Below are 13,969 nucleotides of genomic sequence, written 5' to 3'. Positions count from 1 at the left end.
GCCTTAAACATGTCGCCGCGGTCGGCGATGACGTGGTTGGCCTGATAATTGCTGGATAATTGCGGTGAGAGAGTGATTACTTCAAATGAATTAAACCATTTTTCTGGGGGAAGGGTGATGGACACACAGCAAGACAGCCAATTGCAACGGGGGCTAAAGAACCGGCATATCCAGCTAATCGCGCTGGGCGGCGCGGTCGGCACCGGGTTGTTTCTCGGCATCGCACAGACGATTCGTATGGCCGGGCCGTCGGTGCTGCTCGGTTACGCCATCGCCGGCGTGATTGCTTTTTTCATTATGCGTCAACTGGGTGAGATGGTGGTGGAGGAGCCGGTGGCCGGTTCGTTCAGCCATTTCGCCAACCAATACTGGGGTAATTTTGCCGGGTTTATGTCCGGTTGGAATTACTGGGTGCTGTATGTGCTGGTGAGCATGGCGGAACTGAGCGCGGTGGGCATCTACATCCAGTACTGGTGGCCGGCGGTGCCGACCTGGGTATCGGCGGCGGTGTTCTTTGTCGCCATCAATGCCATCAACCTAAGCAACGTCAAGGTCTACGGCGAGCTGGAGTTCTGGTTCTCCATCATCAAGGTGGCGGCGATTATCGGCATGATCGTGTTCGGCGGCTATCTGCTGTTTAGCGGGCAGGGCGGGCCGGAAGCCAACGTCGCCAACCTGTGGCAGCACGGCGGTTTCTTCCCGAACGGCGTCAGCGGCATGGTGATGGCGATGGCGGTGATCATGTTTTCCTTTGGCGGGCTGGAGCTGGTGGGGATTACGGCGGCTGAAGCGGATGACCCGCAAAAGAGCATTCCGCGCGCCACCAATCAGGTGATTTACCGCATCCTGCTGTTTTATGTGGGCGCGCTGGCGGTGCTGCTGTCGTTGTATCCGTGGCAGAAAGTGGTGGAAGGCGGCAGCCCGTTCGTGCTGATTTTCCACGCGCTGGACAGCAATCTGGTGGCGAACGTGCTGAATCTGGTGGTGTTGTCCGCCGCACTGTCGGTCTACAACAGTTGTGTGTACTGCAACAGCCGTATGCTGTTTGGGTTGGCGCAGCAAGGTAACGCGCCGCGCGCACTGCTGACGGTCAATCGCCGCGGCATTCCGCTGGTGTCGCTCGGCGTCTCGGCGCTGGCGACGGCGCTGTGCGTGCTGCTCAACTACCTGATGCCGGGCAAGGCGTTTGAACTGCTGATGGCGCTGGTGGTGTCGGCGCTGGTGATCAACTGGGCGATGATCAGCATCACCCATCTGAAATTCCGTCAGGCCAAACAGCGCGCGCAACAGCAAACCCGCTTCAAAAGTTTGGGCTACCCGCTTACCAACGTGCTGTGCCTGCTGTTTCTGGCCGGGATTCTGGTGATCATGGCGATGACGCCGGGCATCCAGATCTCCGTGTGGCTGATTCCGTTCTGGCTGCTGGCGCTGGCCGCCGGTTATGCCATCAAAAAGAAAAGAGGGGCGGTTCGCGCACTAGTGGCTGAATAAACCTGAATCCGCTGATGCCGGGGCAACGGCATCAGCGGGATATTGCTGCCTGTACGGCAGTGAACTGTAATCACGTGGCAATCGTGCCAAGTGGTCGTTTCTAAGCTGCCTACACGGCAGTGAACGGCTTTTTTGCTGGCTGGCACACTGGGCTTGCTTTCTAAGCTGCCTACACGGCAGTGAACGTGATCGGCGCCGGCCAGATGTTGGTGTCGTATTTCTAAGCTGCCTACACGGCAGTGAACTTAATGAGCCGAATGGTCTGGCCGAGGGCAACTTTCTAAGCTGCCTACACGGCAGTGAACCATAACGCCCAACTTACTGAGATCATCGAATGTTTCTAAGCTGCCTACACGGCAGTGAACAGCGAAACCGCGTTCGGGGCCTATGACTATGTTTTCTAAGCTGCCTACACGGCAGTGAACCGTAGCAATTTATCGCTGGTGGGCTGATTTTAAAAGAGAAACGAGGATTTTTGTCTGAAAACCCTTTTTTAAAGCCGATCGTTATCATCTTTAAAAATCAGATAGTTATAAACGGGCGAAAAAAAAGGGTCAAAATCGGTGGGCGAGGAAGCGGCGTGCTACAGTGACGCTTTTGCCAGACAGGCGTGACTTGCAAGGAACTATCATGAAAAAACGGTTTTCATTCATTCTGTTACTGGGGCTGGCCGGCAGCGCCGGCGCCGCGTCTCATCTCGATCAGGTGCAGGAACAAGGGGGGCTGAAGGTGTGCACCACCGGCGACTATAAGCCGTACACGTCGCTGAGCGCCAATGGCGATTACGAAGGGATCGATATCGCTATGGCGCAATCGCTGGCTAAAAGCCTGGGCGTGAGAGTAGAGTGGATAAAAACCAGCTGGAAAACCCTGATGCCGGATTTTCAGTCCGGCAAGTGCGATATTGCTATGGGTGGGATTTCCGTGACGCTGGAGCGTCAGAAAAAGGCGTTTTTCTCCAGCATGCTGGACGTGGACGGCAAGATCCCGCTGGTGCGTTGCGACGACAAGAGCAAGTATCAGACGGTGGCGCAGATTAATCAGCCGTCGGTGCGGGTAATCGAACCGGCAGGCGGCACCAACGAGGCGTTCGTTCATGCTCATTTGCCGCAGGCCAACCTGATGTTTCATGACAACGTGACCATCTTCCAGCAACTGGTGGACAAGCAGGCGGACGTCATGATTACCGATGCCTCGGAAGCCTTGTACCAGCAGAAACGCTACCCGCAACTGTGCGCGGTCAATCCGTCCTCGCCGATGCAGTATGGCGAGAAAGCCTATATGTTGCCGCGCGACGACATGAGCTGGAAGTTATACGTGGATCAATGGCTACATCTGACGAAAGCGACCGGGGAATACCAGAAGATAATTTATGAATGGTTGGGTAAAGCGGAATAAAAGTTGGCTATTGTTATGTAAATCAACGTAAGGCAATATATTGAAGAGTATGTAGCGGGATAATATCCCGCCATTGCGCACCATGAGATAGTTTTTGCTTATCTTTTGGTGCTTTTTTTATTCAATTTTTTTGATAAATGACAGCAAATTAACCCGATTTTAACAGCCTGATAACGGCGCTATCCTGCTTCACATCGAAGGCAGTCAAGCCTTCCCAACCTGATTAACGTGAAGAGGCTTACCATGAAATCGATCAAAACTGTTGTTGCTGCTGCCGCTCTGGCTACTCTTTCTTTCGGTTCGATGGCCGCCACCGAAGTGCAATCGGTACAGAGCCGCGACCTGGGCACCGTTTCCGCCACTGCCCGTACTCTGGATGATTTGCAGGCTCAGCTGTCCGCCAAAGCCGATGCCGCCGGCGCCAAATCTTTCCGCATCATCACCGCTACCGGCGATGAACAACTGCGCGGTGTTGCCGAACTGTACAACTAATCGCCGGTTTATTTAATCGCTGATTGATTAATCACTGATTTCTCTAACGGTGAGCGAGAAAGCCCGAACCCCGGATAATCCGAGGTTCGGGCTTTTTGCGTATTGCATGCTCGGTATTGAACAACGAACCGGGGCTAGCCGATGTACTCCAGCCGGGTGCGGCTGGTCAGGCGGGTAATCAGTTCATAAGCGCTGATGCCGGTGCAGGCGGCGATTTTTTCCACCGGCAACGGACCGCCCCACAAAATCACTTCATCGCCGACCTTGTCCTGCGCGTCCGGTCCCAGATCGACGGTAATCATATCCATTGAAACCCGGCCGGACAGCGGCACTTCACGGCCGTTGATCCACACCGGCGTGCCGCTTTTGGCGTCGCGCGGATAGCCGTCGCCGTAGCCAATCGCCACCACGCCCAGCCGGGTATCGCGCGGGCTGCTCCAGGTGCTGCCGTAACCGACCGGCTCGTTTACGTGGTGCTCGCGCACCGCAATCAGGTGCGAAGTCAGTGTCATTGCCGGTTTGAGCTGCCACTGGCTGGCGTCGCCCTGCGCCAGCGGCGAGACGCCGTACTGGATAATGCCGGGGCGGATCTGGTCGCGGTGAGCCTGCGGCCACAACAGAATACCGCCGGAGGCGGCGATGGACTGGCGGCCCGGTTTGTCTTGCGCAAAGGCGTCGAAGCAGTCGAGCTGACGCTGAGTGGTGCCCGCTTCCGGTTCATCGGCGCGGCAAAAGTGACTCATGATGTTCACCGGTTGCACCACGCTGGAGCAGGCGCTCAACCGGGCGTAAAAGGCTTCGGCCTGTTCCGGCAGCACGCCGAGGCGGTGCATGCCGGTATCGAGCTTCATCCACACCGTCAACGGGTGCGGCAGGCGCGCCTGCTCCAGCGCCGCCAGCTGTTCTTCGCAGTGCACGGCGGTTTCCAACTGGTGTTCGGCCAGCAACGGCAGCTCGTCAGCGGCAAAAAAACCTTCCAGCAGCAGGATGGGTTTGGTGATGCCGGCGGCGCGTAACGCCAGCGCTTCGCTGAGGCGGGAAACGCCGTAACCGTCGGCGTCGGAAAAGGCGCGGGCGGCTTCCACGGCGCCGTGTCCGTAGGCGTTGGCTTTGACTATGGCGATCAGCCGGCTTTGCGGGGCCATCTGCCGGATACATTGCAGATTGTGGCGCAAAGCCTGACGATCAATGACGGCGGTTGCCGTTTTCATTCTGAGTCCTTAGTGCGTTTATTCGTCATTGACGGTTATTCATTATCGACGGTTATTCATCGTCATGTGGTTATTCATCGTCATACTGTGGCCCGGCGTAATTATCGAAACGCGACCACTGCCCGTTAAAGGTCAGGCGAACGGAGCCGATCGGCCCGTTACGCTGCTTCCCTATAATGATTTCAGCGATGCCTTTCAGATCGCTGTTTTCGTGATACACCTCGTCACGGTAGATAAACATGATCAGGTCGGCGTCCTGTTCGATGGAGCCGGATTCACGCAGGTCGGAGTTGACCGGACGTTTATCGGCGCGCTGTTCCAGACTACGGTTGAGCTGCGACAGCGCGATGACCGGCACTTGCAATTCTTTTGCCAACGCTTTGAGCGATCGGGAAATTTCGGCGATTTCCAGCGTTCGGTTATCGGACAGCGACGGCACCCGCATCAACTGCAGGTAGTCGATCATGATCAGGCTCAGGCCGTCGTGCTCGCGGAATACCCGGCGGGCGCGGGAACGCACTTCGGTCGGCGTCAGGCCGGAGGAGTCGTCGATGTACATGTTGCGCTTTTCCAGCAGCAGCCCCATGGTGCTGGAGATGCGCGCCCAGTCCTCGTCGTCGAGCTGGCCGGTACGGATACGGGTCTGGTCCACGCGCGACAGCGACGCCAGCATACGCATCATGATCTGCTCGCCGGGCATTTCCAGACTAAAGATCAGCACCGGCTTTTCCTGCGTCATGGCGGCGTTTTCGCACAGGTTCATGGCGAAGGTGGTTTTCCCCATTGAGGGGCGCGCCGCCACGATGATCAGGTCCGACTTTTGCAGGCCGGCGGTTTTCTTGTCCAGATCCTGATAGCCGCTGGAAACGCCGGTCACGCCGTCGTGCGGGCGCTGGTAAAGCTGTTCGATGCGCGAGACGGTGTCTTCCAGAATGCGGTCGATGCTTTTCGGCCCTTCATCCTTGCTGGCGCGGTTTTCCGCGATCTGAAACACGCGGGATTCGGCCAGATCCAGCAGGTCTTCGCTGCTGCGGCCTTGCGGGTCGTAACCGGCGTCGGCGATTTCGTTGGCGACGGCGATCATTTCACGCACTACCGCACGTTCGCGCACGATGTCGGCATACGCGCCGATATTGGCGGCGCTGGGGGTGTTTTTCGCCAGTTCCGCCAGGTAGGCGAAACCACCGGCGGACTCCAGCTCGCCTTTTTGCTCCAGCGACTCCGACAGGGTAATCAGGTCAATGGGCTTGCTCATTTCCAGCAGGCGCTGCATCTCGTTAAAGATCAGCCGGTGGGCGCGGTTGAAAAAGTCGTTGGCGGAGACGCGCTCGGCGACGTTGTCCCAACGCTCGTTGTCGAGCATCAACCCCCCTAGCACCGACTGTTCCGCTTCGATGGAATGGGGCGGGAGTTTTAGCCCTTCTACCTGACGGTCGCGGGATTCTGCCGGTTTAGTTGGTTTTTTTTCTGCCATGAAACGCGTTCTTTACTGGTTGATTTACCTTTAGGGGTGGGAGCATTGTATATCCTAAACTCAGGAATGACATATGTCCGATGACATCACCGGGCACACACGATAGAGCGAGGAGATCATCATGGCAAAACGTATTCAGTTCAGCGACCACGGCGGGCCGGGGGTGCTGGAGTATGTGGATTACACGCCGCGCGAGCCGGGTCTTAACGACGTTCAGGTGGAAAACCGCGCCATCGGCATTAACTTTATCGATACCTATTTTCGTTCCGGGCTGTATTCGCCGCCGTCGTTTCCCTCCGGTCTGGGCACCGAAGCGGCCGGCGTGGTGGTAAAAGCCGGGGCTAATGTAAAACATCTCAAGGTGGGCGACCGCGTGGTGTACGCCCAGTCGGCGCTGGGCGCTTACAGCGAACGGCATAATGTTCCGGCGGACAAGGTAGCGCTGCTGCCGGATGACATCAGCTTTGAGCAGGCGGCGGCCTCATTCCTGAAAGGGTTGACGGTGTATTACCTGCTGCGCCAGACCTATGACGTGAAACCGGGTGAAGTATTTCTGTTTCACGCGGCCGCCGGCGGCGTTGGATTGATTGCCTGCCAGTGGGCGAAGGCGCTGGGGGCGAAACTGATCGGCACCGTCGGTTCCGACCACAAGGCGGAACTGGCAAAACAGGCCGGCGCCTGGGCTACCATTAACTACCGCAAGGAAGATATCGTTCATCGGGTGCTGGAACTGACCCATGAAGAAAAAGTCTCGGTCGTGTATGACTCGGTGGGTAAAGACACCTGGGAAGCCTCGCTCAACTGCCTGAAGCGTCGCGGGCTGATGGTCAGTTTCGGCAACGCGTCCGGCCCGGTCACCGGGGTGAATCTCGGCATTCTTAACCAGAAAGGGTCGCTGTACGTTACCCGGCCGTCGCTGTTCAGCTACATCACCAATCGTCAGGAACTGGAGCAGGCCAGCCGTGAACTGTTCACGCTGATCGCCAGCGGCGCCATCAAGGTGGACGTGCCGGACAGCCAGAAGTTCGCGCTGGAAGACGCCCGGTCCGCTCACCGCGCGCTGGAAAGCCGCAGTACTCAGGGGTCATGCCTGTTGATTCCCGGTTCCGTCTCTCATGGTTAAGTAACCTGAGAACGGTCGGAACAGGCGCCTTTCCCCGTGCTAAAACACAGGGAAAGGCGCACCCGCCACACCTTCTCGCTTCCCCTTGCCGGTGTATTACTTATTAACAAAAAAGCCACAGAGGAATGTTTATTTTTTAACCTGTCGGCCGGTACGATGTGACCCATTGCGGATTCTTTATAACGTCAACCATGCCCCGGAAAACCGGGCGAACGCACTGTTCCGTAGTCTTTTGCGTGCTGTCTTTTTAGCGTCTCATATCTCGTTTTTAGCGTCGTTATTTGCCATTCCTTCTCTCCTTATCTCTTCGGGATCACGATAGTCGCTTTTTCGCAGGTCACTTATCACCTGAGCAGGAAGGACATTGAGTATGAGATCAATCAGGCAACTGCCGGCGCCTCCGGCCAGAAGCATTCTCGGACATGTTGAGTATTTAAAACGACCTGACATCCATTTGCAGATGCTGCACTGGAAAGAGCGCTATGGCCTTTTTTACCGGCTAAGACTGGGATTCACGCCGGCGATGGTGATCGCCGATTCAGAATGGATTCGTACCATAATGAAAGCCCGCCCTGACGATTTTCGGCGTAGAAGCAGTATTGAATCCGTTTTTCAGGAAGCCGGGTTGAATGGCGTTTTCTCCGCGGAAGGCGCACGATGGATGCATCAGCGGAAACTGACGGAACCGATGTTTCAGCCTGCGCATCTGAAACATTTCTACCCCAGTCTCAGGAAAGTCACCGTGCGTTTATCAGAACGTTTCGCCAAATTGGCTGAAACCGGGGAAGTGGTTTCTCTGGTGGATGAATTTAAGCGCTATACGGTGGATATCACGTCGTTATTAGCCTTTGGCGAGGATATCAATATCCTTGAGCAGGGCGAGAATCCGCTATCGGAAAGTTTACGTCGCCTGTTCCCGGTGATTAATGAACGCTGTGGTTCTCCCATTCCGTTATGGCGCTATATCAAGATGGCGCGGGATAAGCAGTTTGATGCCAGCCTGAAGCTGATTCACGACCAGCTTAACGAATTTATTTGTCGTCAGCGGGAACGAATCGAACAGTCTCCCCAGCTCATGGATGCTCCTGAAAATATGCTGCAAATCATGATCGCAGAACAGCAGAAAGACGGGACGATGACGGACGCGGACATTCTGGCTAATGCGTTTACGCTACTGCTGGCGGGAGAGGATACGACCGCGAATACGCTTGCCTGGATGAGTTTTCTGCTTTGCTCTTCACCTTCGGTGGAGGCGCAGGTCGTTAGAGAGTGCCATCAGGCGACTGAGGAGGTGGGGACGGGACTTCCGTGGCCTTTGCCTCGCATGCCGTTGCTCACCGCCGTGATGTATGAGTCGATGCGGCTTAAACCGGTGGCGCCGCTGCTTTACCTGGAGCCGATCAAAGATACCGTCATTGCTGATTTCCTTATCAAAAAGGGAACGCCCCTTTTACTGATGCTGAACGCGAGCGGATTTGAAGAGGCTTTATTCCATCAGCCCGGTGATTTCATGCCTGAGCGGTGGCTTGAGCGCGGACAGGCGTCTTTTTCCGATCTGCAGCCATTTGGCGGGGGGCCGCGCATGTGCCCCGGACGATCGCTGGCGTTAATTGAAATCAAACAGGGATTTCATGCGCTGTGCAGCGGATTTCGTGTTGAAGCGCAACAACCCGCGTCTGACGTGATGGAGAGTTTTGCCTTCACCATGACCCCGACCGGTTTTCGCGTGAGGTTACATAAGCGACCTCAACCCGATACCGCCCAACATGAGGTTTGATATTGCAGCTTATTGCAATATGGGCTGTGTTTTTGATGGCTCTGCGGGTGGTGGAAAAGTCATGACATGGGGGATTTTTCTGCGCTGCGTGCGATAGAACCGGGTAATAATACCGACCCTCGACGAGTCGGCATTATTCCACAGGACGGCTGTTGCCATTACGCTAATTTCATCCACTGCATGTAGGGTACAGTGTGGTGCTCGTCACGAAGGTACCGCTGGGCGGCTATTATTTCCTGACGATGATGAATTAAAGGGTCAGCTCGCACCTTAATGAAAAGGGCGAGCCAGATAGTGAGCGACATCCTAGCAGCCACGATAAGGAAAAAATATCTGCTGGCGCACAATTTTGCATCAGGCGCGGTATAGCCCGTCATTTCCATCCGTTATGCAGATTGTGTTACTTTTCAGGTATTACCACTCACCGCCCCGGCGATGACGAAAGGTATATTTTTTACGGTACGCGTAGCGGTGCACAGTGGATACCGGTCGATCCTGAAACCGCCGCCACAGCCATACTACGACGACCGCCAACAGCAGCCACGGCAGTACTTTTATCGCCACGGCGAACAGCCCGCCAATCAGCATAACCAGAGAGGCGACAACCAGCGCCGCCATTACCCCCAGCAGCGACACGCCGGTGACCAGCAGCATGATAAAAAAGCCGATAACGAAGAAAATTTCCAACATGGTGTGCTCCTTAGCCGTTAAACCGCGTCTTGCGCAGGGGAAAACATCGTTCATGACAAGAGCGGTATTACAAGAACCGTGCCAGAATGCGTCGCTGATAAGTTATTGATTTATCAGCGACAGGCAGAAGGGTGGGGATAGAAGGTTGGTCAAAAATACCAATAATTGGTTTTTTTCAGGCGATGTTAACCAGCGCCAGCGCGCGTTCCACCACGGCGGCATCCGCACCGGGCTTATGGGCATTTTCACTCAGGTAACGCCGCCACTGGCGCGCGCCGGGCACGCCCTGAAACAGCCCGAGCATATGGCGGGTAATGTGGCCTAACGATGCGCCGCCGGAGAGTTCGCGCTCGATATACGGGTACATCGCCCGCACCACGTCGGCCTGATCCGGCGCAATCGAGCCTGCGCCAAACAGTTCACTGTCGACCTGCGCCAGCATACCGGGGTTTTGATAGGCTTCGCGGCCCACCATCACGCCATCCACGTGTTGCAGGTGCTGCTGCGCCTCGGCCAGCGTTTTGACGCCGCCGTTAATCGCCAGCGTCAGCGACGGGAAATCGCGCTTGAGCTGGTAGACGCGCGGGTAATCCAGCGGCGGGATCTCGCGGTTTTCTTTCGGGCTAAGGCCGGACAGCCAGGCTTTGCGGGCGTGTACGATGAAGGTATCGCAGCCGCCCTGCTCGGAAACGGTACGGATGAAATCGCACAGAAATTCGTAGCTGTCCTGATCGTCGATACCGATGCGGGTTTTGACCGTCACCGGAATGTCGACGCGTTCGCGCATCGCTTTCACGCAGTCCGCCACCAGTTGCGCTTCCGCCATCAGGCAGGCGCCGAAACGGCCGTTTTGCACGCGGTCGGACGGGCAGCCGACGTTGAGGTTGACTTCGTCATAGCCGCGCTGTTCCGCCAGCGCCGCGCATTGCGCCAGCGCCGCCGGGTCGCTGCCGCCGAGCTGCAACGCCAGCGGATGCTCTTCCTCGCTGTAGGCCAGATAGTCGCCCTTGCCGTGCAAAATCGCCCCGGTGGTCACCATCTCGGTGTACAACAGCGCGTTGTGACTCAGCAGCCGGTGAAAGTAGCGGCAATGACGGTCAGTCCAGTCCAACATCGGGGCCACGCTAAAGCGGCCGTGCCAGAAGGTCTGGGGCTGGTCGGTGGCGAAAGCGGTTGGGGCTGGACTTGTCACGATACGAACTCACTGTCTGGCTGAAAATAAAGGGGCGTTATAGTAGCGTGATTTGCCGGTCTTTGGGAGGTCGGCGGCGGATTTTGCGTTTCCCGTGCAGTTGCAATAAACTGATGTTGCAACTGCAACGAATCAGGAGGGAATTATGACAGCGCTGTTTACGCCGACCGTACGTGTACTTGAGCACGAGGGGATCTTAGCCGCTCTGTCCCTCTCTTCTTCGCTGGTGCGGGCGCATGAACAGATCAGCGAAGGCTTACCGGTCAGCATCATCCGCGAAGCCGCCAATAAGGCGCAGCTGGATGAAGGTTATTTGCTGCGGCTGGTCGGCGTCGATCGCAGCACCTACCACCGCCGGTTGAAACATCCGGAGAAAACCTGGTCGGTGGAGCAGGGCGCCAGAATTTACGCCAGCGTCCGGGTGCTGGATGCCGCCGCCCGGCTGTTCGATCATGATTACGTCAAAGCCGTTGACTGGCTGAATCAGCCAGCTAAGGCGCTGGGTGGGCAACCGCCGGCCGCCATGTTGAAAACCCCGGCCGGCACCGAAGCGGTGCTGGATCTGATTGGTCGCATCGGCCACGGCGTCATCAGCTGATGGCGACGTTTTACCGCCTGGTAAAGCAGACATATGTGTCACAGGCGTTTGATGGCGCGGGCGCGAAACTGTACGGCGGGCGCTGGAACAACAAGGGCGTTCCCTGCGTCTATCTGGGCGGTACCATCGCGCTGTGCCTGCTGGAGACGCTGGTACATCTGAGGGAAGTGACCATGCTGCCGGCGTTTTCGCTGCTATCGGTGGAGGTGCCCGATACGCTGGTGATGGAATTAAGCCGGGATGCCTTGCCCGCTGACTGGCAACAGGATCCGCCGCCGGACGCCACCCGGCAGATCGGCGATGAGTGGCTGGCGTCGCGCGTCAGTCTGGTGCTGAAAGTGCCGAGCACGCTGACCGGCGAATGGAACGCGCTGTTCAACCCTGAACACCCAGAGGCGCAGCAGGTGTTATCCACGCTGCAGGTGGTGCCGTTCTATTTCGATTCCCGCCTGTTGTAGTTCCGGCGGTCTTCCTGTCCCCTGCGTGGCCTACGGGTCACGCTTCCACATCAATATACAACGCGTCATAGCGCCAGTACTCGCAGTCGCAGTCGATGATGCGGTCGTGCTGATCGCGGTTGATGCGGGTGATGAACAGCGCCGGGCTGCCGGGCGCGAGTTTTAACGCCGGGGCGGCCACCGGCGGCAGCGGCGTCGGCAGCATGGTGAAACGCACCCGGCCGTAACGAATGTCGTATTGCGACTGGTAAAGCTGGGTGAGCGAGCGCGTCAGGTCGCTCTTCAGCAGATCCGGGAACCAGGCCGGGTTCAGGTAGTGTTCCACATACAGCACCGCGCGCCCGTCGAGGCGCCGCAAACGGCGGATACGGTAGATATCCGCGCCTTCCTCCAGCTCCAGATGACGGGCGATCGCCGCATTCGCCGTGATGACACCGGCATCCAGCACCTCGGTGGCGGCTTTACGCCCCTGTTTTTCCGCCATTTCATGAAAGTGACTTCTGTGCAGCGGATTATAGCTAAGCCGCGGCGGTGAGATGAACCAACCGCGCCGCAGTTCGCGATAGATGATGCCCTGCGACTCCAGCAGGGTGAGCGCTTCACGCAGGGTAATGCGGGTAGTGGAAAACTGCTCGCTGAGCGCCCGTTCGGACGGCAGCCGCCCGTGGGCGAACTCGCCCCGGCGAATCCGTTCGTGCAGCGCATCGGCAATCTGGGCGACGGCGGTTGGTTGTATTTTCATCATCGTTAGAGCCTTGATGTTGTGCAGCCTGCACCATAGCAGGGATTGTTGACTATCAGGTTGCATGTCTGTCGGGATGATGCAAATCCCAAGCCGACGGGCGTTAGAAGCCGCCTGCAGGCGCTTGCAGACCGGCGCTGAAACCTTTTCGTCATGCTGCCGACATGAAAACTTCATCGCCGTGTGCTGAATTGGCGTACTTATTGCTGGACTAGACCAGCAGAGTATCACTCCCCTTCCTATGGAGCATAATGATGAAAAAATTGTTGTCTTCTGTATTAATCAGCAGCGCGTTATTTTCGACCGCGGTCATGGCGCAGGATCTGGCGGCGCTGGAAAAAGCCGCCCGCGCCGAGGGCGAAGTTAACAGCGTCGGCATGCCGGACAGCTGGGCCAACTGGAAAGATACCTGGGACGATTTGAGCGCCAAATATGGCCTGAAACACAGCGATACCGACATGTCTTCCGCGCAGGAGATCGCCAAGTTCGCCGCCGAGAAAGAGAACGCCAGCGCGGATATCGGCGACGTGGGCGTGGCCTTCGGCCCTGTAGCGGTGCAGAAAGGCGTGAGCCAGCCGTACAAGCCGACCACCTGGGAACAGGTGCCGGACTGGGCGAAAGACAAAGACGGCCACTGGGCGATGGCCTATACCGGCACCATTGCGTTTATCGTCGATAAACAGCAGGTAAAAGACATTCCGCATAGCTGGGCGGATCTGCAAAAAGGCAAATACGTGGTGACCATCGGCGACGTCGGCACCGCGTCCCAGGCCTCCAGCGGCGTGCTGGCGGCCAGTTTCGCGCTGGGCGGCAACGAGAAGAACCTGAAACCGGCGCTGGATTTCTTTGCCAAACTGGCGAAAGAAGGCCGCCTCGGTCTGACCAACCCGGCTATCGCCAATATCGAGAAAGGCGAAGTGCAGGTGGGCGTGGTGTGGGACTTCAACGGCCTGAACTACCGCGACAAGATCAACAAGGATCGCTTCGAGGTATTGATCCCGTCTGACGGTTCGGTGATCTCCGGCTACACCACCATCATCAACAAATACGCCAAACACCCGAACGCCGCCAAACTGGCGCGCGAGTACATCTTCTCCGACGCCGGTCAGATCAACCTGGCGCGCGGCTACGCTCGCCCGATCCGCGCCCAGCACATTACCCTGCCGGATGACGTGAAAGCCAAACTGCTGCCGCAGGAACAGTATAAAAACGCGCATCCGATCGCCGACGCCGAAGCCTGGGACAAGACGGTGAAAGCGCTGCCGCGTCTGTGGCAGGAAAACGTCATTATCAACATGAAGCAGTAACGGCGCAGGCGGGAGC

At 57.2% G+C, this 13,969-nt stretch carries 13 protein-coding genes and 1 CRISPR repeat array; of the genes, 8 read left to right on the top strand and 5 right to left on the bottom strand.

The annotated features are described in order from the left end of the window. The first annotated feature begins 117 nt into the window (after positions 1-117). From CVE23_RS18265 to bhsA, 3 genes are all read left to right on the top strand, one after another. A complete protein-coding gene (locus CVE23_RS18265; RefSeq protein WP_049855550.1) occupies positions 118-1,491 on the top strand; it encodes an amino acid permease in 1,374 nt (457 codons plus the stop codon). Between the two features lie 97 nt (positions 1,492-1,588). Continuing rightward, a CRISPR array of direct repeats spans positions 1,589-1,916; the repeat unit is 28 nt; unit sequence TTTCTAAGCTGCCTACACGGCAGTGAAC. 205 nt (positions 1,917-2,121) lie between these two features. Further along, positions 2,122-2,889: a transporter substrate-binding domain-containing protein gene (locus CVE23_RS18260; protein ID WP_100850089.1), complete on the top strand. Its 768-nt coding sequence runs from the start codon at positions 2,122-2,124 to the stop codon at positions 2,887-2,889. 243 nt (positions 2,890-3,132) lie between these two features. Next, positions 3,133-3,381, top strand: coding sequence for a multiple stress resistance protein BhsA (bhsA, locus tag CVE23_RS18255; RefSeq protein ID WP_038920143.1), 249 nt, complete (start codon positions 3,133-3,135; stop codon positions 3,379-3,381). 134 nt (positions 3,382-3,515) lie between these two features. On the opposite strand, the gene alr is transcribed toward bhsA, so the two are convergent. Next, a complete protein-coding gene (alr, locus tag CVE23_RS18250; protein WP_100850088.1) occupies positions 3,516-4,592 on the bottom strand; it encodes an alanine racemase in 1,077 nt (358 codons plus the stop codon). A gap of 70 nt (positions 4,593-4,662) precedes the next feature. Continuing rightward, positions 4,663-6,066, bottom strand: coding sequence for a replicative DNA helicase (gene dnaB, locus CVE23_RS18245; protein ID WP_038665989.1), 1,404 nt, complete (start codon positions 6,064-6,066; stop codon positions 4,663-4,665). A gap of 121 nt (positions 6,067-6,187) precedes the next feature. Here dnaB and CVE23_RS18240 point away from each other — a divergent pair, with 121 nt between their 5' ends. Both CVE23_RS18240 and CVE23_RS18235 read left to right on the top strand, forming a co-directional pair. Further along, positions 6,188-7,189, top strand: a complete 1,002-nt coding sequence (locus CVE23_RS18240) for a quinone oxidoreductase (protein ID WP_100850087.1) — start codon at positions 6,188-6,190, stop codon at positions 7,187-7,189. A gap of 370 nt (positions 7,190-7,559) precedes the next feature. After that, positions 7,560-8,966, top strand: a complete 1,407-nt coding sequence (locus CVE23_RS18235) for a cytochrome P450 (RefSeq protein ID WP_100850086.1) — start codon at positions 7,560-7,562, stop codon at positions 8,964-8,966. Between the two features lie 414 nt (positions 8,967-9,380). Here CVE23_RS18235 and pspG read toward each other — a convergent pair whose 3' ends face one another. Both pspG and dusA read right to left on the bottom strand, forming a co-directional pair. Further along, positions 9,381-9,656 (bottom strand): envelope stress response protein PspG, encoded by a 276-nt coding sequence (gene pspG / locus CVE23_RS18225; RefSeq protein ID WP_049853828.1) that lies wholly within the window; start codon positions 9,654-9,656, stop codon positions 9,381-9,383. 175 nt (positions 9,657-9,831) lie between these two features. Continuing rightward, complete coding sequence (gene dusA, locus CVE23_RS18220) at positions 9,832-10,848, bottom strand: tRNA dihydrouridine(20/20a) synthase DusA (protein WP_100850084.1); 1,017 nt, start codon at positions 10,846-10,848, stop codon at positions 9,832-9,834. Between the two features lie 145 nt (positions 10,849-10,993). Here dusA and parS point away from each other — a divergent pair, with 145 nt between their 5' ends. Then, a complete protein-coding gene (parS, locus tag CVE23_RS18215) occupies positions 10,994-11,446 on the top strand; it encodes a type II RES/Xre toxin-antitoxin system antitoxin (protein ID WP_033569168.1) in 453 nt (150 codons plus the stop codon). Continuing rightward, entirely contained in the window at positions 11,446-11,904 is a 459-nt protein-coding gene (locus CVE23_RS18210) for an RES family NAD+ phosphorylase (protein ID WP_038666006.1), read from the top strand. The genes parS and CVE23_RS18210 overlap by 1 nt, the downstream gene beginning before the upstream one ends. Before the next feature lie 37 nt (positions 11,905-11,941). Here the strand turns inward: CVE23_RS18210 and CVE23_RS18205 are convergent, their stop codons facing one another. Next, positions 11,942-12,649: a UTRA domain-containing protein gene (locus CVE23_RS18205; protein ID WP_049853830.1), complete on the bottom strand. Its 708-nt coding sequence runs from the start codon at positions 12,647-12,649 to the stop codon at positions 11,942-11,944. 251 nt (positions 12,650-12,900) lie between these two features. Between CVE23_RS18205 and CVE23_RS18200 the strand changes: the two genes are divergently transcribed. Next, a complete protein-coding gene (locus CVE23_RS18200; RefSeq protein WP_042860964.1) occupies positions 12,901-13,953 on the top strand; it encodes an ABC transporter substrate-binding protein in 1,053 nt (350 codons plus the stop codon). Positions 13,954-13,969: the final 16 nt, after the last annotated feature.

The sequence above is a fragment of the Dickeya fangzhongdai genome (assembly GCF_002812485.1).
In the GTDB taxonomy this organism is placed as follows: domain Bacteria; phylum Pseudomonadota; class Gammaproteobacteria; order Enterobacterales; family Enterobacteriaceae; genus Dickeya; species Dickeya fangzhongdai.
Note: the sequence above shows the minus strand (reverse complement) of the source record. Positions and strands in the feature narration are given on the sequence as shown.

Excerpts from the sequence above, each read along its gene's own strand:
- bhsA (WP_038920143.1), top strand. The coding sequence starts at position 3,133 with ATGAAATCGATCAAAACTGTTGTTGCTGCTGCCGCTCTGGCTACTCTT.
- alr (WP_100850088.1), bottom strand. The coding sequence starts at position 4,592 with ATGAAAACGGCAACCGCCGTCATTGATCGTCAGGCTTTGCGCCACAAT.
- CVE23_RS18260 (WP_100850089.1), top strand. The coding sequence starts at position 2,122 with ATGAAAAAACGGTTTTCATTCATTCTGTTACTGGGGCTGGCCGGCAGC.
- parS (WP_033569168.1), top strand. The coding sequence starts at position 10,994 with ATGACAGCGCTGTTTACGCCGACCGTACGTGTACTTGAGCACGAGGGG.
- CVE23_RS18235 (WP_100850086.1), top strand. The coding sequence starts at position 7,560 with ATGAGATCAATCAGGCAACTGCCGGCGCCTCCGGCCAGAAGCATTCTC.
- CVE23_RS18210 (WP_038666006.1), top strand. The coding sequence starts at position 11,446 with ATGGCGACGTTTTACCGCCTGGTAAAGCAGACATATGTGTCACAGGCG.
- CVE23_RS18240 (WP_100850087.1), top strand. The coding sequence starts at position 6,188 with ATGGCAAAACGTATTCAGTTCAGCGACCACGGCGGGCCGGGGGTGCTG.
- CVE23_RS18205 (WP_049853830.1), bottom strand. The coding sequence starts at position 12,649 with ATGATGAAAATACAACCAACCGCCGTCGCCCAGATTGCCGATGCGCTG.
- pspG (WP_049853828.1), bottom strand. The coding sequence starts at position 9,656 with ATGTTGGAAATTTTCTTCGTTATCGGCTTTTTTATCATGCTGCTGGTC.
- CVE23_RS18200 (WP_042860964.1), top strand. The coding sequence starts at position 12,901 with ATGAAAAAATTGTTGTCTTCTGTATTAATCAGCAGCGCGTTATTTTCG.
- dnaB (WP_038665989.1), bottom strand. The coding sequence starts at position 6,066 with ATGGCAGAAAAAAAACCAACTAAACCGGCAGAATCCCGCGACCGTCAG.
- CVE23_RS18265 (WP_049855550.1), top strand. The coding sequence starts at position 118 with ATGGACACACAGCAAGACAGCCAATTGCAACGGGGGCTAAAGAACCGG.